The sequence below is a fragment of the Lactiplantibacillus sp. 3062 genome, assembly GCF_055413545.1.
Map to the genome: position 1 here is coordinate 22,312 of NZ_JBVAYE010000013.1, position 19,439 is coordinate 41,750.

General features: G+C 45.8%; 20 protein-coding genes. 19 read left to right on the forward strand and 1 reads right to left on the reverse strand.

Annotated features, from left to right (window positions below; genetic code table 11):
* Nucleotides 1-16: 16 nt before the first annotated feature.
* The 14 genes from ruvB to trxA all read left to right on the forward strand — a co-directional run bounded on the left by ruvB (nt 17) and on the right by trxA (nt 15,289).
* Nucleotides 17-1,027 (forward strand): Holliday junction branch migration DNA helicase RuvB, encoded by a 1,011-nt coding sequence (ruvB, locus tag ACWQAU_RS13580; protein WP_003641514.1) that lies wholly within the window; start codon nt 17-19, stop codon nt 1,025-1,027.
* 17 nt (nt 1,028-1,044) lie between these two features.
* The gene (queA, locus tag ACWQAU_RS13585; protein ID WP_003641515.1) at nt 1,045-2,079 is read left to right on the forward strand and encodes a tRNA preQ1(34) S-adenosylmethionine ribosyltransferase-isomerase QueA; all 1,035 of its coding nucleotides are present in this window, start codon (nt 1,045-1,047) and stop codon (nt 2,077-2,079) included.
* 309 nt (nt 2,080-2,388) lie between these two features.
* Entirely contained in the window at nt 2,389-3,531 is a 1,143-nt protein-coding gene (tgt, locus tag ACWQAU_RS13590; protein ID WP_003641516.1) for a tRNA guanosine(34) transglycosylase Tgt, read from the forward strand.
* A gap of 77 nt (nt 3,532-3,608) precedes the next feature.
* Nucleotides 3,609-3,992 (forward strand): preprotein translocase subunit YajC, encoded by a 384-nt coding sequence (yajC, locus tag ACWQAU_RS13595; protein ID WP_003645451.1) that lies wholly within the window; start codon nt 3,609-3,611, stop codon nt 3,990-3,992.
* A 129-nt stretch (nt 3,993-4,121) separates the two neighbouring features.
* Entirely contained in the window at nt 4,122-5,255 is a 1,134-nt protein-coding gene (dinB, locus tag ACWQAU_RS13600; RefSeq protein WP_003641518.1) for a DNA polymerase IV, read from the forward strand.
* A gap of 92 nt (nt 5,256-5,347) precedes the next feature.
* Nucleotides 5,348-6,304, forward strand: a complete 957-nt coding sequence (locus tag ACWQAU_RS13605) for a DHH family phosphoesterase (protein ID WP_003641519.1) — start codon at nt 5,348-5,350, stop codon at nt 6,302-6,304.
* 2 nt (nt 6,305-6,306) lie between these two features.
* Nucleotides 6,307-7,650, forward strand: a complete 1,344-nt coding sequence (locus ACWQAU_RS13610) for a DEAD/DEAH box helicase (protein ID WP_003645450.1) — start codon at nt 6,307-6,309, stop codon at nt 7,648-7,650.
* Nucleotides 7,651-7,977: 327 nt separating this feature from the next.
* Nucleotides 7,978-10,620, forward strand: coding sequence for an alanine--tRNA ligase (alaS, locus tag ACWQAU_RS13615; protein ID WP_003641521.1), 2,643 nt, complete (start codon nt 7,978-7,980; stop codon nt 10,618-10,620).
* Between the two features lie 386 nt (nt 10,621-11,006).
* Nucleotides 11,007-11,276: an IreB family regulatory phosphoprotein gene (locus ACWQAU_RS13620; RefSeq protein ID WP_003641523.1), complete on the forward strand. Its 270-nt coding sequence runs from the start codon at nt 11,007-11,009 to the stop codon at nt 11,274-11,276.
* Nucleotides 11,273-11,707: a Holliday junction resolvase RuvX gene (ruvX, locus tag ACWQAU_RS13625; RefSeq protein WP_003641524.1), complete on the forward strand. Its 435-nt coding sequence runs from the start codon at nt 11,273-11,275 to the stop codon at nt 11,705-11,707. The genes ACWQAU_RS13620 and ruvX overlap by 4 nt, the downstream gene beginning before the upstream one ends.
* Nucleotides 11,708-11,719: 12 nt before the next feature.
* On the forward strand, nt 11,720-12,016 hold the full coding sequence (locus ACWQAU_RS13630; RefSeq protein WP_003641525.1) for a DUF1292 domain-containing protein: 297 nt from the start codon (nt 11,720-11,722) through the stop codon (nt 12,014-12,016).
* Between the two features lie 131 nt (nt 12,017-12,147).
* Nucleotides 12,148-12,399: a cell division protein ZapA gene (locus ACWQAU_RS13635; protein ID WP_003645448.1), complete on the forward strand. Its 252-nt coding sequence runs from the start codon at nt 12,148-12,150 to the stop codon at nt 12,397-12,399.
* Between the two features lie 59 nt (nt 12,400-12,458).
* Nucleotides 12,459-14,822, forward strand: a complete 2,364-nt coding sequence (locus tag ACWQAU_RS13640) for an endonuclease MutS2 (protein ID WP_027821959.1) — start codon at nt 12,459-12,461, stop codon at nt 14,820-14,822.
* A 155-nt stretch (nt 14,823-14,977) separates the two neighbouring features.
* On the forward strand, nt 14,978-15,289 hold the full coding sequence (trxA, locus tag ACWQAU_RS13645) for a thioredoxin (RefSeq protein WP_003641528.1): 312 nt from the start codon (nt 14,978-14,980) through the stop codon (nt 15,287-15,289).
* 167 nt (nt 15,290-15,456) lie between these two features.
* Here trxA and ACWQAU_RS13650 read toward each other — a convergent pair whose 3' ends face one another.
* The gene (locus tag ACWQAU_RS13650; RefSeq protein ID WP_033099034.1) at nt 15,457-15,978 is read right to left on the reverse strand and encodes a YslB family protein; all 522 of its coding nucleotides are present in this window, start codon (nt 15,976-15,978) and stop codon (nt 15,457-15,459) included.
* A 199-nt stretch (nt 15,979-16,177) separates the two neighbouring features.
* Here ACWQAU_RS13650 and racE point away from each other — a divergent pair, with 199 nt between their 5' ends.
* From racE to dapD, 5 genes are all read left to right on the forward strand, one after another.
* A complete protein-coding gene (racE, locus tag ACWQAU_RS13655; RefSeq protein WP_003644631.1) occupies nt 16,178-16,999 on the forward strand; it encodes a glutamate racemase in 822 nt (273 codons plus the stop codon).
* Nucleotides 16,992-17,600, forward strand: a complete 609-nt coding sequence (locus ACWQAU_RS13660) for an XTP/dITP diphosphatase (protein WP_003641531.1) — start codon at nt 16,992-16,994, stop codon at nt 17,598-17,600. The genes racE and ACWQAU_RS13660 overlap by 8 nt, the downstream gene beginning before the upstream one ends.
* Nucleotides 17,597-18,115 (forward strand): metallophosphoesterase, encoded by a 519-nt coding sequence (locus ACWQAU_RS13665; protein ID WP_003645445.1) that lies wholly within the window; start codon nt 17,597-17,599, stop codon nt 18,113-18,115. Before ACWQAU_RS13660 ends, ACWQAU_RS13665 begins: the two co-directional genes overlap by 4 nt.
* A gap of 87 nt (nt 18,116-18,202) precedes the next feature.
* On the forward strand, nt 18,203-18,694 hold the full coding sequence (cbpB, locus tag ACWQAU_RS13670) for a cyclic-di-AMP-binding protein CbpB (protein ID WP_003641533.1): 492 nt from the start codon (nt 18,203-18,205) through the stop codon (nt 18,692-18,694).
* An 18-nt stretch (nt 18,695-18,712) separates the two neighbouring features.
* Complete coding sequence (gene dapD / locus ACWQAU_RS13675; protein WP_003641534.1) at nt 18,713-19,423, forward strand: 2,3,4,5-tetrahydropyridine-2,6-dicarboxylate N-acetyltransferase; 711 nt, start codon at nt 18,713-18,715, stop codon at nt 19,421-19,423.
* The last annotated feature ends 16 nt before the right edge of the window (nt 19,424-19,439 follow it).

Sequence of the window (19,439 nt, forward strand, 5' to 3'; positions counted from 1 at the left end):
TGGGAGGGGTAACTAAATGGACGATGACAAGTTATTATCCGGTGACAAAGCCGATGACGAAGAGGCGTCATTAGAAAAATCGCTCCGTCCGCAAACGTTAGCCCAGTATATTGGTCAGGCCCGGGTCAAGCACGAATTAGGAGTGTATATTGAAGCGGCCCGCAAGCGTGAGGAATCCTTGGATCACGTTTTGCTGTATGGTCCACCGGGATTAGGGAAGACCACGCTAGCGATGGTAATCGCCAACGAGATGCAGGTCAATATCCGCACGACCAGTGGCCCTGCAATCGAAAAGCCAGGTGATTTGGTTGCGCTCTTGAATGAACTGGAGCCGGGTGATATCTTATTTATTGACGAAATTCACCGGTTACCGAAAATCGTTGAAGAAATGTTGTATTCGGCCATGGAAGATTTTTTTGTCGATATCGTGGTCGGACAGGGGCCAACCGCCCATCCCGTGCACTTTCCACTGCCGCCGTTTACGCTGATTGGCGCGACCACCCGAGCTGGTATGCTGTCAGCTCCGTTACGTGACCGATTTGGAATCGTCGAACATATGGCGTACTATGAAGTTGCTGATTTGGAAGATATCGTTAAGCGGACTGCAGATATTTTTCAAACGAGTATCAAACCATCGGGTGCCCACGAAATTGCGCGTCGCTCACGGGGAACGCCCCGCATTGCTAATCGCTTGTTCAAGCGAATTCGTGATTTTGCAGAAGTGGCGGATCAAGATGCCATTGATGAGGCCATCGTGGCGCGATCACTGACATATTTACGCGTAGATGATGCCGGCTTGGATGAGACTGACAATAAGCTCTTACGAACGATGCTAGAGTATTATGACGGGGGTCCGGTCGGGCTTGCTACGATTGCGGCCAATATTGGTGAAGAAACGGATACAATCGCGGAAGTGGTCGAACCGTACTTACTCCAGATTGGGTTCTTGAAGCGAACACAACGTGGACGCGTTGTTACAATTAAAGGTTATCAGCATTTGGGATTCCCATACCCAGAAAATAAATAAAGATAAGAGGTCACAACATGAGTTTAACACTTGAAGATTTTGATTATGATTTACCACATGAACTGATTGCCCAGACACCAATCAAAAAACGGGATAGTTCACGGTTGTTGGAATTGGATCGCCAAACGGGCGAAATGCAAGATAAGCATTTCTACGATATTATTGATCAACTCAATCCAGGCGATGCGGTCGTTATGAATAATTCCCGCGTTATGCCAGCTCGTTTGTATGGTGTTAAACCTGAAACTGGTGGTCACGCTGAAGTCCTATTATTGCATAATACGGAAGGTGATGAATGGGAGACACTCATGAAACCTGCCAAGCGTGCCAAGGTCGGTACCGTGATTTCATTTGGCGATGGTAAGTTGACGGCGACCGTAACGGCCGAAAAGGAAGATGGCATTCGAATGATCGAGTTCCATTACGATGGGATCTTCATGGAAATTTTGGAGAGCCTGGGTGAAACGCCATTGCCACCATATATTAAAGAAAAACTCGATGATCCAGACCGTTATCAGACTGTTTATGCCAAGGAAAATGGCTCGGCAGCTGCGCCAACAGCTGGTTTACACTGGACGAAGGAACTCTTACAAAAAGTTCAAGACAAGGGTATTAAGTTGGTTTACTTGACGCTGCATGTCGGACTAGGGACGTTCCGGCCAGTTGAAGAAGATAATATCGATGATCATAAGATGCACAGTGAATTTTATCGATTGGACGAAGATGCTGCTAAGACGTTGAATGAAGTACGGCAAAATGGTGGGCGCATCATTGCAACCGGGACAACGTCAATCCGGACGTTAGAGACCATTGGTAGTAAGTTTGATGGTGAAATCAAGCCGGATTCGGGTTGGACGGATATCTTTATCAAACCTGGTTATCAATGGAAAGTCGTTGATGCGTTCATCACGAACTTTCATTTACCGAAGTCGACCTTGGTCATGTTAGTGGCTGCCTTTACGGGCCGTGATATGATTTTGAAGGCTTATCAACATGCGATTGATGAAAAGTATCGCTTCTTCAGTTTTGGCGATGCGATGTTTATTCACTAGTATAACTGGCTTTAAACGAGATCGCTTATTTTGAAACGGATGACGGTTGAATATTAAAATGCCGTATTATACGAGGCGTATCGCTAATTTCAAGCTGCCGTTTTAGCTCTGGAGATAATAAAGATTGTCAATAGTCGCTTCAAGAAGTTAAAATGCATTCTTGAGGCGACTATTTGACGTTTGAACGCTTTGTTAACAGACTGACTAAAGCCACGTGGGTGCCCACGCCAATTGCCGCGACTGGTTCACGGCTGGATTTCGTGCTATCATTATTTGAGTTTAGCAACATTTTAATACGGAGGAACAGATATGGAACCGGCAATTAAATACCGATTAATTAAGAAAGAAAAACACACAGGAGCCCGCCTTGGCGAATTGATTACGCCACACGGGACCTTTCCAACACCGATGTTTATGCCCGTTGGGACGCAAGCCAGTGTTAAGTCACTGGCACCCGAAGAATTAGACGCGATGGGTGCGGGTGTTATCTTATCGAATACGTACCATCTGTGGTTACGGCCAGGCGAGCAAATCGTGAAAGAAGCTGGCGGGTTACATCAGTTTATGAATTGGAAAAAGGGAATCTTGACGGATTCAGGTGGGTTTCAAGTCTTTTCCCTGGCTAAAAACCGTGATATTACGGAAGAAGGGGTCCACTTTAAGAATCATCTGAATGGCTCAAAGATGTTCTTATCTCCTGAAAAGGCTATTCAAATCGAAAATGATCTTGGCCCAGATATCATGATGAGTTTGGATGAATGCCCACCATTCTTTGAAAGTTACGACTATGTTAGCAAGTCAGTTGCCCGGACAAGTCGCTGGGCAGAGCGGGGGTTGAAGGTTCATCAACACCCTGATTACCAAGGCTTATTTGGGATTGTTCAAGGTGCGGGCTTTAAAGACTTGCGTGAACAGAGTGCCAAAGATCTTGTTAGCTTGGACTTTCCAGGCTACTCGATTGGGGGCTTATCAGTGGGTGAATCGAAGGCTGAGATGAATCATGTTTTAGACTTCACGACGCCACTATTGCCAGAAAATAAACCCCGTTACTTGATGGGAGTTGGCTCTGCGGATGCCTTGATCGACGGTGCAATTCGTGGGGTCGATATGTTTGACTGTGTCTTACCGACTCGGATTGCCCGTAATGGCACTTGCATGACGTCCCATGGGCGTTTAGTTGTCAAAAATGCGGCCTACGCTCACGATTTCACCCCGTTAGATGATAATTGTGATTGTTATACCTGTCGTAATTTCACGCGTGCTTATATTCGTCATTTGATTAAGGCGGACGAGACGTTTGGTTTGCGTTTGACGAGTTATCATAACTTATATTTCTTGTTACACTTAATGAAGCAAGTTCGTCAAGCCATTATGGATGATAATTTACTGGAGTTTCGCCAGAACTTCTTTGAAATGTACGGTTTTAACGATAAAAACCCGAAAAACTTTTAGTGCTACTGGTATTTCAGACTGTAATTTGTTAAAGTTAAAGATAGTCAAACTTTTAATTAGAGTAGGAGCGATATTAAATGGGTCAAATGGCATCAATTCTGTTTATCGTGGTCATGTTCGCATTCTTATACTTCTTCATGATCCGTCCACAACGGAAACAACAACAACAACATCAACAAATGTTAAGCAAAATCAAACGTGGTGACAAGGTTACGACAATTGGTCGCTTGCACGGGGTCGTTGATGAAGTTAACGAAACCGAAAAAACAGTTACTTTAGACTGTGATGGCATCTACTTGGTTTTTGATTTGAACGCTGTTGCTAAGATTTCTCCAGCCGAAGATGCACAAGCTAAGACAGTTGCACCAGAATCTGGGGCAGCGGCTGAATCAGCTGCTACTTCTGAAGTTGAATCGGCAAGCTCAGCCGCCGACGATAATGCTGATTCTGAAGCAAAATAGGTTTACACCATAAGTGGTCGATCATTACTGATGACCGCTTATTTTTTTTGCTTATTTTTTGGTCTTGAAACGCGCTTTTGAACGTATGTTCGTGTATAATGAAAGTACTAAGGATTGGAGGGGCGGCGGATGGCACAGTCAATTGTTGAAGCGCCTATTCGGGTGGATACGAGTCGGAAAATTATTCATGTGGACATGGACGCGTTTTATGCGTCGATCGAAGAGCGGGAGCATCCAGCCTACAAGACGCAGCCGTTAGTGATCGCGCATGATCCTCGGCAGACAGGTGGGCGAGGCGTTGTGACGACGGCTAACTATGTTGCCCGCCAATTTGGTGTTCACTCGGCGATGCCAGCTGCTAAAGCATTAGAACTCTGCCCAACAGCAGTATTTAAGACGCCCAACTTTCCGTTGTACCGCGAAGTTTCGGCGCAGATTCATCGTATTTTCCATGAGTATACAGAGATGATTGAGCCAATTGCCTTTGATGAGGCTTACTTGGATGTGACTACGAATAAGAAACACATCCATAGTGCGGTCGAACTGGCGCACCGATTACAACAAGAAATTTGGCATCAAACACATTTAACTTGTTCAACGGGAATCTCCTACAACAAATTCATTGCCAAACTAGCATCAGATTATCGAAAACCAGCGGGTGTGACGATCGTATTACCACAGGATGCAGAACCATTTTTGTTACGTGAACCCATCGAGAAATTTCGGGGTGTCGGTAAAAAGACGGTACCTAAAATGCACGATTTAGGAATCAAGACTGGACAGGATTTATACGCACAGTCTGAATTAGACCTAATCAAACAATTTGGCAAGTTGGGCTATATTTTATACCGGCGAGTGCGCGGCAGTGATGATCGGCCAGTCGAGTATTTACGTGAACGGAAATCAATCGGCAAAGAGCGGACGTTTGGACCGTTTCTCCAATCGACGACGGAAGTTAATACGCACTTGAAGGCCATCGCTAAGTTGGTAGCAGCTAGCATGCAATCGCATCAGCGCCACGGTAAAACACTCGTTCTCAAGTTGCGTTACGGTGACTTTGTCACAATTACCAAGCGGCGAACGTTCGGTGAATTCATACCTAATGACGCGGCCTTGTTTGAGCAGTACGCCGAAGAGATTTTTGAAGAGGTGGTCGATGATCATTTTAACTCTGGCATCCGCCTGTTAGGGATCACGCTAACTGGCTTGGCACCACTGGCGTTTGAGAACTTAACGTTACCACTTTATCCAAATGATAATTAATTTATTTGGCGCGACGCGGATTCTTCGGTATACTGGAGTACTGTGACAGTTTAATCGCCACCAGTAAATTATGAGAGTAAGAAGGTTCATTTATGACCGTCCAAACAGCAATTTTTGACTTAATTAAACAAGCAAAAACAATCATCATTCATCGTCATCAGCGACCTGACCCAGACGCCATCGGAAGCCAGTTAGGGTTAGCAGCTATCATTAAAGCTAGCTTTCCTGCGAAGCGGGTATTGACACCTGGAAAACAGTACCATGGTTTTGACTGGTTAGGACAAATGGATGAGGTTACCGAAGCGGACTATCAAGACGCACTAGTATTAATTCTTGATACCGCTAATCAGCCCCGAATTGATGGTGAACTTTGGAATCAAGGTAAGACAATTGTTAAAATCGATCATCACCCAAACGATGACGCTTTCGGTGACCCACAGTGGGTCGACGTTGATGCTTCCAGTACGAGTGAGATGATTTATAATTGGTACGCACCCCTTGCGGCGGAGTTAACGCTAACGGCTAACGCCGCTCGGTTGTTGTATGCCGGCATCGTTGGGGACACCGGTCGCTTTCTATACTCTGCGACCAAGCCTAGTACCATGCGAGCAGCAGCGGCCTTAATGGAAGCCGGTGCGGATGCTGAAGCTGTTAATCGTATTGAAGATACCATCACGTTACCAGTCGCACGGTTGTCGGCCTACGTTTATGAACATCTGACACAGTTGGATTCGGGTGCAGCTTACGTTATTTTAACGAATGCGATTCTCGATTCATTTGCAATCGGTGATGCTAGTACTGCTGGGGTTGTCCCATTACCTGGGCGTATTGATACGGTTAAGTGCTGGGCGATTTTTGTTCAACAAAAGGAAGGTGACTTCCGTATTCGGTTACGTTCAAAGGGACCGTCAATCAACGGTGTGGCCAAGAACCATGATGGTGGGGGCCACGCATTAGCGAGCGGTGCCAAGGCTAAAGACCAACAAGAAATTGAAACGGTAGTGCGAGAACTCGACCAAGTCGCTAGCCATTATGAGAAAGAGGTTTAAATATGACCGCAAGTTTTGAAGATTTTAAATTGCAGCCGTTCTTGATGCAGGCACTGACTGACATCAATTTCCGCAAACCGACTGCGGTACAGGAAAAGTTGATTCCAGTGATTGCTGCTGGCCGCAGCGTCATCGGTCAGTCAGCAACTGGGAGTGGTAAGACGCATACGTTTTTACTGCCAATGATCAATCAACTGAATGCTGATGAACGTTACGTGCAGGCAGTTATCACAACGCCCAGCCGTGAATTAGCTTATCAGATTCAGACTGCTGCTAAACAGTTGATCCAACACAGCCCGAAAGCCATTCACATTGGACTCTATGTCGGTGGGACTGATAAGCAGGAACAGATTGAAAAGCTAAATCGGCACCAACCACAGTTGATTATTGGGACCCCAGGACGGATTCTGGACTTAATGCGCTCCCAGGCACTCGATGTGCATCGTGCGACTCAGCTAGTAGTTGATGAAGCCGATATGACGCTAGACTTGGGCTTTTTGAACGTAGTTGACCAGATTGCTGGCCGAATGCCTGCTGATTTACAAATGTTGGTGTTCTCAGCCACGATGCCACAAAAATTAACGCCATTTTTGCGCAAGTACATGAATAATCCAGTTATGGAAGAAATTCCAGTAGAATCTGTGATTAGTCCGACGATTGATAACTGGCTGATTTCCACCAAGAGTCACGATAAAAACAGTATTATTTATCGCTTGCTGACGATTGGTGAACCGTATCTCGTGTTGATTTTTGCTAACACGAAGGAACGAGTTCAAGAGTTGACCCATTATTTGCGCCAACAAGGTTTAACGGTCGCAATGATCCATGGAGATATTCAACCACGTGAACGAAAGCGGGTTATGCGCGACGTCCAACAATTGAAGTATCAATTTGTTGTTGCCACTGATCTAGCTGCCCGTGGGATTGATATTGAAGGTGTTTCACACGTCATCAATGATGATATTCCGAATGACTTAGAATTCTTCATTCACCGTGTTGGCCGGACCGGCCGGAATGGAATGGCGGGGACTGCGATTACGTTATATAGCCCAGGCGAAGAAGCCAAGGTCAGTGCAGTTGAAGCAATGGGGATCAAGTTCAAACCGAAGGCGATTCGTGATGGTGAGATTGTGGATTCATATGACCGTAATCGTCGGGCTAAACGGGGGCCAAAACAGGAAAAACTGGACCCAACCTTGATTGGTTACGTCAAAAAGTCCAAGAAAAAGATCAAGCCGGGTTACAAACGCCGCATTCGTAAAAAGATCAGCGATAAGGCGCGGATGGACCGCCGCATCGAACAACGAGCGGCTGCCCGCAAGGAACGCAAGGATCGTAAGTCTTAATTGACGTGCATCCGGATAGATTAATGCAAAATAACTGAGTGGTGTATTGACAAGTCGCCGCAAGTTTTCTATACTTTGCAAAGTAAGGACATATCTATCTCACATATCGGTCAAGAAACACTTTGGTTGCTGGAAAAAGTGCGGTGTGGGGTAGATGCTACCTAGAAGTAATGACTAGCAAACTAGTCCGTGTCTCAGCGTTAATGAGCTTAAGAGGTAAACGAACACATCGTTGCAAGCAGAGTGGTACCGCGTTAACAGCGTCTTTGCTAGCAACGGTGTTTTTTTGCCTTAAATTAAGAATGATAGAGAGGATGCCAGAATTAAATGAAAAAATTAAGTAGTAGTGAAATTCGGCAAATGTACTTGGACTTTTTTCATGAAAAAGGTCATACGATTGTCCCTAGTGCATCACTAGTTCCCGTGGATGACCCAACGTTATTATGGATCAACTCCGGTGTTGCAACGATGAAGAAGTACTTTGATGGCTCCGTTGTGCCGGATAATCCCCGCATGACGAGTTCACAGAAGAGTATTCGGACGAATGATATTGAGAATGTTGGGCGGACGGCGCGGCACCACACGTTGTTTGAAATGCTTGGTAATTTCTCAGTTGGTGACTACTTCAAAAAAGAAGCAATCAGTTGGGCCTGGGAACTCTTGACCTCACCAAAATGGTTTGGCTGGGATCCTGACAAGTTATACATGACTGTCTATCCCAAGGACACGGATGCCGCGAAATTCTGGGAAGCAACTGGCGTGAAACCAGACCACATCATTAAAGTCGAAGATAACTTCTGGGACATTGGTCAAGGCCCATCTGGCCCCGATTCAGAAATTTTTTATGATCGTGGCGAAGCTTTCAATAATTTAGCTGATGATGACCCGGAAAACTATCCTGGTGGCGAAAATGAACGTTACTTGGAAGTTTGGAACATTGTCTTTTCGCAATTTAACCACACTCCTGAAGGTACTTATGAACCACTCCCACGTAAGAATATTGATACGGGGATGGGGCTAGAGCGGGTCGTTTCGGTCTTTCAAAATGCGAAAACCAATTTTGAAACTGACCTATTCCTCCCAATTATTCATAAGACGGAAGAATTAAGTGATGGTAAGCACTACGGTGATAACGCCCAGGACGATGTGTCCTTCAAAGTGATTGCTGATCACGCTCGGGCCATTACGTTTGCTATTAGTGACGGGGCCTTACCTTCCAACGAAGGCCGTGGCTATGTCATTCGGCGGTTGATTCGGCGGGCAATCCTACATGGTCAAAAATTAGGTTTGAAAGAAGCTTTCTTGGACCAATTGGTACCGATTGTTGGTAAAATCATGGCCTCACACTATCCCGACGTGCTCAAAAATAGTGCGTATATCGAAAAGATCGTGGCTTCAGAAGAAAGTCGCTTCAATGAGACCTTGAATGATGGGTTGAATCTGTTAAATAACTTGATCGCGGAAACCAAGCAGGCTGGTCACGATACACTAGCTGGTAAGGATGCATTTAAGTTATATGACACTTATGGCTTCCCGTTCGAACTAACTAAGGAATACGCTGGCGACGAAGATTTAGATGTCGACGAAGCTGGTTTTGAAGTTGAAATGAAGGCTCAACGTGACCGCGCGCGCAATGCACGTAGCAGTGCCAAGTCCATGGGCGTCCAACGGAGTCTCTTGATCGACATCAAAACGCCAAGTGAATACGTGGGATATGACGAATTAACGAATGTGCAGGGGACTTTGAACGACATTATTGTTGACGAGACCCTGGTTGATCACGTCGACAGTGGTCAAGCTGAGATGATTTTCAGCAAGACACCGTTTTATGCTGAAATGGGTGGTCAGGTTGCCGACCGTGGTGTGATCTTAGATGATGCCGGTGAAATGGTGGCTAAAGTGACTGACGTACAAAATGCACCCAACAAGCAGCATTTACACACCGTTGAAGTGTTGAAACCAATGCGAAAAGACGCGACTTATACGCTGAACGTTGACTTGGCTTTCCACAACAAAGTCGAAAAGAATCATACCGCCACCCACTTGTTAGACCAGGCGCTTCGTGACGTTCTCGGTGAACATACGAAACAAGCTGGTTCACTTGTAGAACCTGATTATTTACGGTTTGACTTTACTCACTTTGGTCAAGTGACTGACGAAGAGTTAGCTAAAGTTGAACAAATCGTCAATGATAAGATCTGGGCAGCGTTACCAGTCAGTGCTATTCAAACTGACCAAGAAACTGGTCACAAGATGGGCGCAATTGCGGTTTTCACTGAAAAGTATGGCAAAATTGTGCGGGTTGTTTCAATTGGTGATTATTCTATCGAATTCGATGGTGGGACCCACGTTAAGAACAGTAGTGAATTGGGGCTATTTAAGATTGTTTCCGAAACAGGGATTGGCGCTGGAACGCGGCGGATTGAAGCCGTTACTTCGAAGGAAGCTTTCGAACTGCTTGCCGGCGAAGAACAAACCTTGAAGCAAGTTGCTGCTCAAGTCAAGGCACCGAAGTTAGCTGATACGCCAGCCAAGGTTAGTCAGTTACAAGCCGATCTCAAAGCGGAACAACAGAACCGGGCCAGCCTCGAAAGTCGCTTAGCCAAACAGCAGGCTGGGGCAGTCTTTGATCAAGTTGACGATGTGAACGGTACGACGTTGATCGCCCAACAAATTGAAGTCTCTGGCATGGATCAACTCCGTCAATTGGCCGATACTTGGAAGACCAAGCAGTATTCTGACGTACTGGTACTTGGAACGGTCATTGGCGAAAAGGTCAACTTATTAGTTGCTGTTAGTGATGACAAGGTCAAGGCAGGTATCAAAGCTGGTGACTTGATCAAAGCCATTGCACCAAAAGTTGGTGGTGGCGGCGGTGGCCGCCCAACCTTAGCCCAAGCTGGCGGGAAGAAGCCTGCTGGACTACCAGCGGCGCTGAAAGCTGCGCATGAGTGGCTTGCCGAACAATAAGACTGATTGCTTTGGTTGCACATCCTGTTTTTTATGTTGGTTAGCTATGTTAAAGCTATCAAAATAACAATTAAATCAGTGCTGTTAGGACGAGACCGTTCTAACGGTACTGATTTTTTAATGTTATGGCACCTTGTGACCGGCTTAACTCGTAGAAGATTGGGTTACAAAGGGTGTGCCTGTTTTGAACTTCAACTATTCGAACATTCGAAACAGGGGTATGTCAGCATATGAAAAAACAGTGTAAATCGGGATGGATTTGCAGAAAACGTCTGCATTCTCCGGGTTATTATTACGAATGTGTTACATCAAAGTGGATTGATTGTACTTCATATGGGCATTTAGTAAAATAGATTAAAAGCGGAAACTAGCGGGAGGTGCTTGATATGAGTTCATTAGACAAAACAATGTACTTTGACTTCGATAATGACAGCGTTAAGGATGTCCACGACACGTTAACGACAGTTTATGAAGCGTTACAAGAAAAGGGCTACAATCCGATTAATCAAATCGTGGGTTACTTACTATCCGGTGATCCGGCGTATATCCCGCGCTTAAAGGATGCTCGGAACTTAATTCGGAAGCATCAGCGCGATGAGATTATCGAGGAACTTGTCAAGTCTTACTTAAAGGCAGATAAGGATGTTGATGCATGAAGTTGATGGGGTTAGATGTAGGTTCCAGAACTGTTGGCGTTGCCATTAGTGATGCTTTTGGATGGACGGCGCAGGGCGTTGAAATTATTCGAATCAATGAGGATGCGGAGGAATTCGGAATCGACCGGGTTGCTGAACTCGTTGAAGAATTGGATGCTGGGGGCTTCGTCCTGGGGCTACCAAAGAATATGAATAATACCTTGGGACCACGGGCTGAGGCGGCGCAACATTACGGCGAGTTACTGACAGCCCGGTTTCATTTGCCGGTAGACTTTGAAGATGAACGTCTGACGACCGTTGAAGCTGAACGGATGTTGGTTGAAGAAGCTAACACCTCACGTAAGAAACGCAAAAAGGTGATCGACAAGCTAGCTGCAAGTTTAATCTTGCAAAACTACTTGGATCGCCACGGCAAACTCACACAAGAATAGCGAGGAACTAACATGAGCCAAAACCAAGATCGTAAAGACAATGATGTGATCACATTAGTTGATGACGAAGGTAACGAAACCTTATTTAATATTTTGTTCACGTTTGATTCAGAAGATTTCGGTCACTCCTATATTTTATTATATCCAGCTGATGCTGCGGCCGATGATGAAGTTGATATTCAAGCCTACATCTTTAATCCTGAAGATGGCGACAATGGCGAATTACAACTGATCGAGTCGGACGACGAATGGGATATGGTTGAGCAAGTTTTGAATACCTTCTTAGCCGATGACGGTGGCATGCAATAGTCGAAAGTAGATTAAGCTCGTGGGCGCATGTCCGCGGGCTTTTTTAGAAATTATGAGACGGTTCTAACTGTCGCATAATTGTGATAACCATGCTAGAATATTAATTGTTATTGAAAGGAAGCGGGATGTTGATGACTGCTAACAAGCGCCGCTTTAAAGCGGAAATTGATGGTCGTACTTACACGATCATTGGCACGGCATCTGACCGTCACATGCAAACGGTGACGCGGATGATGAATGAGCAAGTGGCACAATTAAAAAAATTAGCCCCCGATTTGTCTGATACGGAGATTGCGACGTTGCTCGCATTCAATGCGATTTCAGATCAGGTTGACAAACAAGCTGAATTATTGAAAATGCAAACGGATGATGCCGACAAGTAATTGCATTGTCCGTTTTTTTGCGGCTTTTCGTAATTCATTGGAACTTCGGAGGGATATCAGTGAATTCCAAAGTATTGAATACGTTAGAGTACCAACAAGTAAAACAACAATTAGCACCATACTTAGTCTCGGCAACGGGCCAACAAGCACTCAATGAACTACACCCAATGACCAGCGTTGCGGATATTCAACGGGCCTTAGATGACACCAACGACGGGGCAGAAGTGTATCGTTTAAAGGGTGGCATTCCGGTCGCTCGTTTAGCGGATATAAAACCGCATATGAAACGGTTAGCTATCGGTGCGACCCTGAATGGGAGTGAACTCGGGCAAGTTGGGCGGGTGTTACGGACAACGCGCGCAATCACGCGCTTTTTTGCCGAGTTGCTAGAAGATGCACCTGAGAATGATATTCGACACCTGTTTGATGAAGTTGCAGAATTAGTTACTTTACCAGATGTGACGAAGCGCCTCGCTACTGCCATTGAAGGTGACGGTCATATCACGGATGAGGCGTCACCAGAACTGAGCCGAATTCGGAGCAATATCCGTCGTACTGAAACAGAGATTCGTAACCAAATGGGTCATTATACCCGTGGCCATGATGCCAAGTATTTAAGCGACCCAATCATCACGATTAGAAACGACCGTTACGTTATCCCGGTCAAGGCCGAGAATCGCAGTCGGTTTGGTGGCATCGTGCATGATCAATCAGCGAGTGGGCAGACGCTCTTTATCGAACCCCAGGCTGTCATGGCGATGAATGACCGGTTACGGCAAAATCAAGTTGCGGAAAAGCAAGAAGAACAGCGTATCTTGGAGGAACTCTCCAACTTAATTGCGCCTTACCAGGACGAAATCATTAATAATGCGGCGATTCTTGGACATTTCGACTTTATCAATGCCAAGGCGCGTTATGCGCATGATATGAAGGCGACTGAACCGGCCGTTTCACCCCAAAATGAAGTCTATCTACGGCAAGCACGCCACCCCCTGATTGATCCTCACAAAGTCGTTGCCAATGATATTAGTTTAGGTACTGATTATCAGGCGATGGTCATTACGGGGCCTAACACTGGTGGGAAGACGATTACGTTGAAGACGCTGGGATTACTACAATTGATGGCCCAGTCGGGATTATTTATTCCTGTTGAAGCCGGAAGTCGCGTTGGCGTTTATAATGAAATCTTTGCGGATATTGGTGATGAACAGTCGATCGAACAGAATTTAAGTACGTTCTCATCCCATATGGAAAATATTGAAAGTTTCTTAGCGCAGATCGACGCTCACAGTTTAGTACTCGTTGATGAATTGGGTGCCGGGACTGATCCGCAAGAAGGTGCGGCACTGGCAATCGCAATTCTGGATGCCATTGGGGCCAAGGGAACCCAAGTCGTTGCGACGACTCACTACCCAGAACTTAAGGCGTATGGGTTTAACCGACCTGATACGATCAATGCTAGTATGGAGTTTGACGAAGAAACACTCAAGCCGACGTACCGGCTATTGGTCGGGATTCCTGGTCGAAGTAATGCGCTCGATATCGCACAGCGGTTGGGCATCCCGCAAACGATTGTTGATCAAGCTCGGTCGTTGACGGATACGGATAGTCAAGACCTCAACGCAATGATTGCGGATTTGGTGACGAAGCGCAAACAGGTTGAAGATGAACAACTGCATCTGAAAACCCAAGTGGCAGATTCTGAAAAATTGCACCGGCAGTTGAAGAGCGAATTCAATGCGTATCAACAGCGTAAAGATCAGTTGATCGAAGATGCTAAAGTGCAGGCGAACACCATTGTTGAGCAAAGTAAGACTAAGGCCGATGCTATCATTAGTGATTTGCGTAAGAAACAATTAGCGAGTGGTACGGCGACTGTCAAAGAAAACGAGTTGATTGATGCGAAGGGCGCGTTGAATGCATTGGAGCAACAGCCTAAGCTCAAGAAAAACCGTGTATTACGGCGTGCCAAAGCCCAACATGATTTTCATGAAGGTGATGACGTGCTGGTCAAATCGTATGGTCAACGTGGTGTGTTGATGCGTCAGATGGGTAAACACGAGTGGGAAGTCCAACTCGGCATCTTGAAGATGAAGATTAGTGACGGTGACTTGGAACGCGTTAAGCCAGAAGAGCCAAAACGCGCGCGTGCTACTGTTCAGAGTGCCCACGCGAGTCACGTTTCGCCGAACTTGGACCTGCGGGGTGTGCGTTATGAAGACGCGATGACTCAAGTTGATCGCTATATTGATGCTGCGTTGTTGGCCGGGTATCCTTCCGTCACAATCGTACACGGGAAGGGAACTGGTGCTCTACGAGAAGGCATTACCAACTATCTCAAGTCTAATCGGCAAGTCAAGTCGTTTCACTTTGCTGCGCCAAATCATGGCGGCAATGGTGCGACTGAGGTGCAGTTCAAATAACCAGTGACGAGTGCCAGGTGCAGATCAATGATGACGCGAATTCATGGCTGTGCACGATATCGGCGCTTTGATTGCAGGCAAATTGTTTGTGTTCCACCCGGTTACTGGTATACTTACTATTAGTAACAGATAAAGCTTAAAGGAGGCCGATTATAATGGTCGCAGCAACTACTGATAAAACTTTTACAACGGATACGGCTTCAGGAGTAACGTTAACTGACTTCTGGGCGACATGGTGTGGTCCTTGCCGGATGCAGTCACCAGTGGTCGAACAATTAGCTGACGAGATGGGTGACAAGGTGACGTTCAATAAGATGGATGTCGACGCCAACCCTGAAACGGCCAGCAACTTTGGTATCATGAGCATTCCAACCTTATTAGTTAAGAAGGATGGCGAAGTGGTGGATACCTTAGTTGGCTACCATTCCAAGGAACAGATCCAACAAACTTTAGCTCAATATCTATAATAAGCTGGGCCATTATTTCATTAATGGTTCGCTAGCGAACGCGCCTTCTTAAGTGAACGGCGCGTTTTTTTGCGCTCTTTTTTAAGACCGGGGACAACCGTTAATAATGACTATATAAGGAAAACTATTTAACGTTGCAAAAAAGGGCGACCACGTGGCCGTCCTTTTTACTGTGCTTCTTCAGGTTGTTCGTCATCAAGTTCAACTTGAGGCCGCACGATTTCGATTGGTGTTGCGGGATCGTGATTGACGATTGGTTGATTGTGATCAATCGTAACTGAGATGCGCAGTCGCATGCGATTTTGGAACGTAATTTTAGCTTCACTCACACAGTTGGTGCGGAGCGCCGACTGCTCAGCTAGAAAGCCAGTTTCAAGCATAAAGTCTGGTGATTTGATCGTGGCGCTACGCCGAGCGACCGGCTCACCAGTCAATTCATACGTGATTAGATCATCCGTCGTTGTAATCACGACAAGGTGACCCCAGCCGGTTTGCTCAAAAAAGGTAACAAGATCATCATCACTAGCGACAGGAAACTGGCGTGCCAAGTCTTTACCCGCCCAGTAAAGGATGCCACTACTGTCATCACCCAATAACTTTGGTATTAAGGCATCTCGCAAGATTTCCACACTGAGGATGGAAGCTTTGATCGAGTTGCCCGCAAATTGAGAATAAAAGTCGTTCGTCATGATAATTCCTTTCCATGCAAAAAATCGTGGTACTCTAGCCACTGTATAATCATTATTATACCCCGTTTCCACTAATGTGTCGGTTTTTTTCAATTTATCAACGGAAACTTTACAATTTCGTCGCAATTGGTCTGGCTTGAAATCAATTTCAAAAAAGACCATAATAAAGTTTCAGAATTCAGTGAACGGAGATTTTAAAATGGCAAATGAACATGCAATTGGCTTCATGGATTCGGGGGTTGGCGGGTTGACTGTCGTCAAGCAAGCTTTGAAACAACTCCCGCGCGAAACAGTTTATTTTATTGGTGATCAGGCGCGTTTGCCATACGGTCCGCGACCAGCTGAACAAGTGCGAACTTTTTCTTTTCAGATGGCGGATTTCTTAATGGCAAAGCAGATCAAAATGCTCGTGATAGCTTGTAATACTGCGACCGCAGCGGCATTGCCGGCGTTGCGGCAGCAGTTGTCAATTCCCGTTATTGGGGTGATTGCGCCTGGTTCGCGGGCTGCGTTAAAAGCTTCTCATCGTAATCGAATCGGTGTGATTGCGACTGAGGGGACGATTCGTAGTAATGCTTATCGAGATGCTATCTTAACCAAAGATCCTACTGCGACGGTCGTTTCGCAGGCGTGCCCAAAGTTTGTGCCGTTGGTTGAATCGAATGAGTATCAATCAACGGTTGCCAAGCGGGTGGTTGCGGAAACGTTGAAACAACTAAAAAAACAAGATGTTGATACGCTTGTTTTGGGCTGCACACACTATCCATTATTGCGGCCACTTATTCAAAATGTGATGGGGCCTGGGGTGACCTTGATTGATTCTGGTGCCGAAACGGTGAACGATGTCTCGGCGGTACTCGATTACTTGGATATTGCTAACGATCGTTCTACTAAGCGTTATCCGGATGAGTACTACACGACGGGGGCGGCTGATCAATTCGAAGCAATCGCGCGGAACTGGTTGGGCCAACCGGACTTTCACGCACAACATATTGATTTAGGGAGTGAAGCGAATGACTAAACCACAAACATTGATCATTGCGACTAACAATGCCAATAAGGCGCGCGAGTTTAGCGCGATGTTGGCACCGTATGATATTACCATCAAAACGTTGGCTGATTTTCCAAATATTCCTGAAATTAAGGAGAACGGTATCACGTTTGAAGAAAATGCCACTAAAAAGGCGACGGTTGTGGTCGAAGCAACCGGATTACCGGCAATTGCGGATGATTCCGGCTTGATGGTCAAGGCGTTGCACGGTGATCCGGGAGTGTTCTCGGCACGGTATGCTGGTGATCATGATGATGCTGCGAATAATGCCAAGTTGTTAGCCAACCTTGGTGGCGTTCCTGAAGCGGAGCGGACCGCGACTTTTCATACGACCCTGGTTGCCCTTAAACCCAGTGGTGAGAAACTTGTCGTTAACGGTGAGTTAGCCGGCCGTATTCTGATTGCCCCCCGTGGTGACAATGGGTTTGGTTATGATCCGTTATTTTGGTCAAGTAAGTTTCAAAAATCCTTGGCGGAATTGACGCCAGCACAAAAAAATCAAATCAGTCATCGGGGTGCAGCCTTGCGACAACTGATGACTAAATTCGATGAATGGTGGGCGAAAGCATGAAATGTTTAGTAGTGAGTGATAGCCATGGCGATCGTGACGTGTTAGTTCGATTGCTTGATAAGTACCGCGGTCAGGTCGACGCCTTTTTTCACTGTGGTGATTCTGAATTACCGCATGATGACGCGGTTTTTCAAGAGATGTTCACGGTTCAAGGAAATATGGATTTCGATGCCGTGATTCCAAATGAAGTGAATCCAACTATTGATGAGGTGACAGTCTACATGACGCACGGTCACTTAGTCGGTGTGAACATGGGATTGGACCATCTATTAGCTAATGCTGAGGTGCACAATGCGAAGCTGGCTTTCTTTGGTCACACGCATCAACTGGGTGTTGAACGACGAGGCGGCGTGGTCGTGCTTAATCCTGGTAGTATTACTTATCCGCGTGGTGAATTTGCACGTATCGGTGGCACCTACGCCATCGTGACAACGTCAGCCGCAGGTATCGACGTCCAATATTATGATCGGCAACTACAAGCGGTGCCAGAACTAAAATTTCATTTTGCTGATTAAAATGTGGTAAAAAAACTGATTTTTAGGGCTGTGCAAAGTGCTTTTGCGGTTAAAATAAAGGGATGGGCTTAGTGAAGGAGGCGCTGTATGTTAATTCAACCAGTTGAGGACTTATTGTCACGTAACGCCGACCATTATTTGATTCCGGCGGACGTGGTTGCCAACGTTCAAACTGATAATAATTTGTATCACGCGTTTTTAGTACTAACGAAGGTCAAGTATTCCAAAATTCCAGTACTTGATCATGGTGGTCACTTTGAAGGTTTAGTATCGTTGCCACTGATTACTGAACAAATGTTAGGTTTTGATCAACTGAATACTGAAATATTACTGCAAAAACGTGTCTGTGACGTAATGGAGACACAAGTTAAGACGGTTCATGATGTGGATGACGTTGAAGAGACGTTACACTTGATGATTGATAATCCGTTTGTTCCAGTCGTTGATGAACAGCAAATTTTTCAAGGAATTGTCACTCGTCGTGAATTCATGAAGAGTTTTAACTTTCTGACCCATGAAATCGGCAAACAATATGATATGATTGAGAAGGATTTTTCCACTAGTGAAAAAGCTAAATAAATTTTTGGAGGGTCTCCGATGGCAAAATTAGATGCACAATCAATTATTAACTACATTGGCAGTGCGAAAAAGAAAACACCCGTAAAAGTATACGTGAAGGGTGCTTTAGACCAATTAAACGTTCCAGCAGGCATCAAAACTTTCTTCAGTGGCAACGCTGGGGTATTATTCGGTGACTGGGCGGATGTTGAACCGTTCTTAAAGGCTAACGCTGCAAATATCGAAGATTATGAATTAGAAAATGACGCGCGCAATTCAGCCGTACCAATGGCAGATTTGAAGCAATACAATGCGCGGATCGAACCCGGTGCGATTATTCGTGACCAAGTATTGATTGGTGATAATGCCGTTATCATGATGGGTGCGGTGATCAACATTGGTGCCGAAATCGGTGAAGGCTCGATGATTGACATGGGTGCCATTCTTGGTGGTCGCGCAATTGTTGGTAAGAACTGTCATATTGGCGCTGGTACTGTGTTAGCTGGCGTGGTAGAGCCACCTTCGGCTAAACCAGTTCAAATCGATGACGACGTGCTGATCGGTGCCAATGCGGCCGTACTTGAAGGCGTGCATGTTGGTAAGGGTGCCGTTGTGGCTGCGGGTGCGATCGTCATTGAAGACGTCGCTCCTAACACCGTAGTCGGTGGGGTTCCTGCTCGTAAGTTGAAAGATATTGATGATAAGACTAAGAGCAAGACTGAATTAATGGCAGAATTACGGAATCTTTAATGGTGGAGGGATAAAC

What these genes read in the sequence shown, in the direction of transcription:
- ACWQAU_RS13660 (WP_003641531.1), top strand. Translation starts at nt 16,992, where the DNA reads ATGACTAAACCACAAACATTGATCATTGCGACTAACAATGCCAATAAG.
- ACWQAU_RS13630 (WP_003641525.1), top strand. Translation starts at nt 11,720, where the DNA reads ATGAGCCAAAACCAAGATCGTAAAGACAATGATGTGATCACATTAGTT.
- racE (WP_003644631.1), top strand. Translation starts at nt 16,178, where the DNA reads ATGGCAAATGAACATGCAATTGGCTTCATGGATTCGGGGGTTGGCGGG.
- tgt (WP_003641516.1), top strand. Translation starts at nt 2,389, where the DNA reads ATGGAACCGGCAATTAAATACCGATTAATTAAGAAAGAAAAACACACA.
- ACWQAU_RS13665 (WP_003645445.1), top strand. Translation starts at nt 17,597, where the DNA reads ATGAAATGTTTAGTAGTGAGTGATAGCCATGGCGATCGTGACGTGTTA.
- yajC (WP_003645451.1), top strand. Translation starts at nt 3,609, where the DNA reads ATGGGTCAAATGGCATCAATTCTGTTTATCGTGGTCATGTTCGCATTC.
- ruvX (WP_003641524.1), top strand. Translation starts at nt 11,273, where the DNA reads ATGAAGTTGATGGGGTTAGATGTAGGTTCCAGAACTGTTGGCGTTGCC.
- alaS (WP_003641521.1), top strand. Translation starts at nt 7,978, where the DNA reads ATGAAAAAATTAAGTAGTAGTGAAATTCGGCAAATGTACTTGGACTTT.
- ACWQAU_RS13650 (WP_033099034.1), bottom strand. Translation starts at nt 15,978, where the DNA reads ATGACGAACGACTTTTATTCTCAATTTGCGGGCAACTCGATCAAAGCT.
- dinB (WP_003641518.1), top strand. Translation starts at nt 4,122, where the DNA reads ATGGCACAGTCAATTGTTGAAGCGCCTATTCGGGTGGATACGAGTCGG.
- queA (WP_003641515.1), top strand. Translation starts at nt 1,045, where the DNA reads ATGAGTTTAACACTTGAAGATTTTGATTATGATTTACCACATGAACTG.
- ACWQAU_RS13610 (WP_003645450.1), top strand. Translation starts at nt 6,307, where the DNA reads ATGACCGCAAGTTTTGAAGATTTTAAATTGCAGCCGTTCTTGATGCAG.
- ruvB (WP_003641514.1), top strand. Translation starts at nt 17, where the DNA reads ATGGACGATGACAAGTTATTATCCGGTGACAAAGCCGATGACGAAGAG.
- dapD (WP_003641534.1), top strand. Translation starts at nt 18,713, where the DNA reads ATGGCAAAATTAGATGCACAATCAATTATTAACTACATTGGCAGTGCG.
- ACWQAU_RS13620 (WP_003641523.1), top strand. Translation starts at nt 11,007, where the DNA reads ATGAGTTCATTAGACAAAACAATGTACTTTGACTTCGATAATGACAGC.
- ACWQAU_RS13605 (WP_003641519.1), top strand. Translation starts at nt 5,348, where the DNA reads ATGACCGTCCAAACAGCAATTTTTGACTTAATTAAACAAGCAAAAACA.
- trxA (WP_003641528.1), top strand. Translation starts at nt 14,978, where the DNA reads ATGGTCGCAGCAACTACTGATAAAACTTTTACAACGGATACGGCTTCA.
- ACWQAU_RS13635 (WP_003645448.1), top strand. Translation starts at nt 12,148, where the DNA reads ATGACTGCTAACAAGCGCCGCTTTAAAGCGGAAATTGATGGTCGTACT.
- cbpB (WP_003641533.1), top strand. Translation starts at nt 18,203, where the DNA reads ATGTTAATTCAACCAGTTGAGGACTTATTGTCACGTAACGCCGACCAT.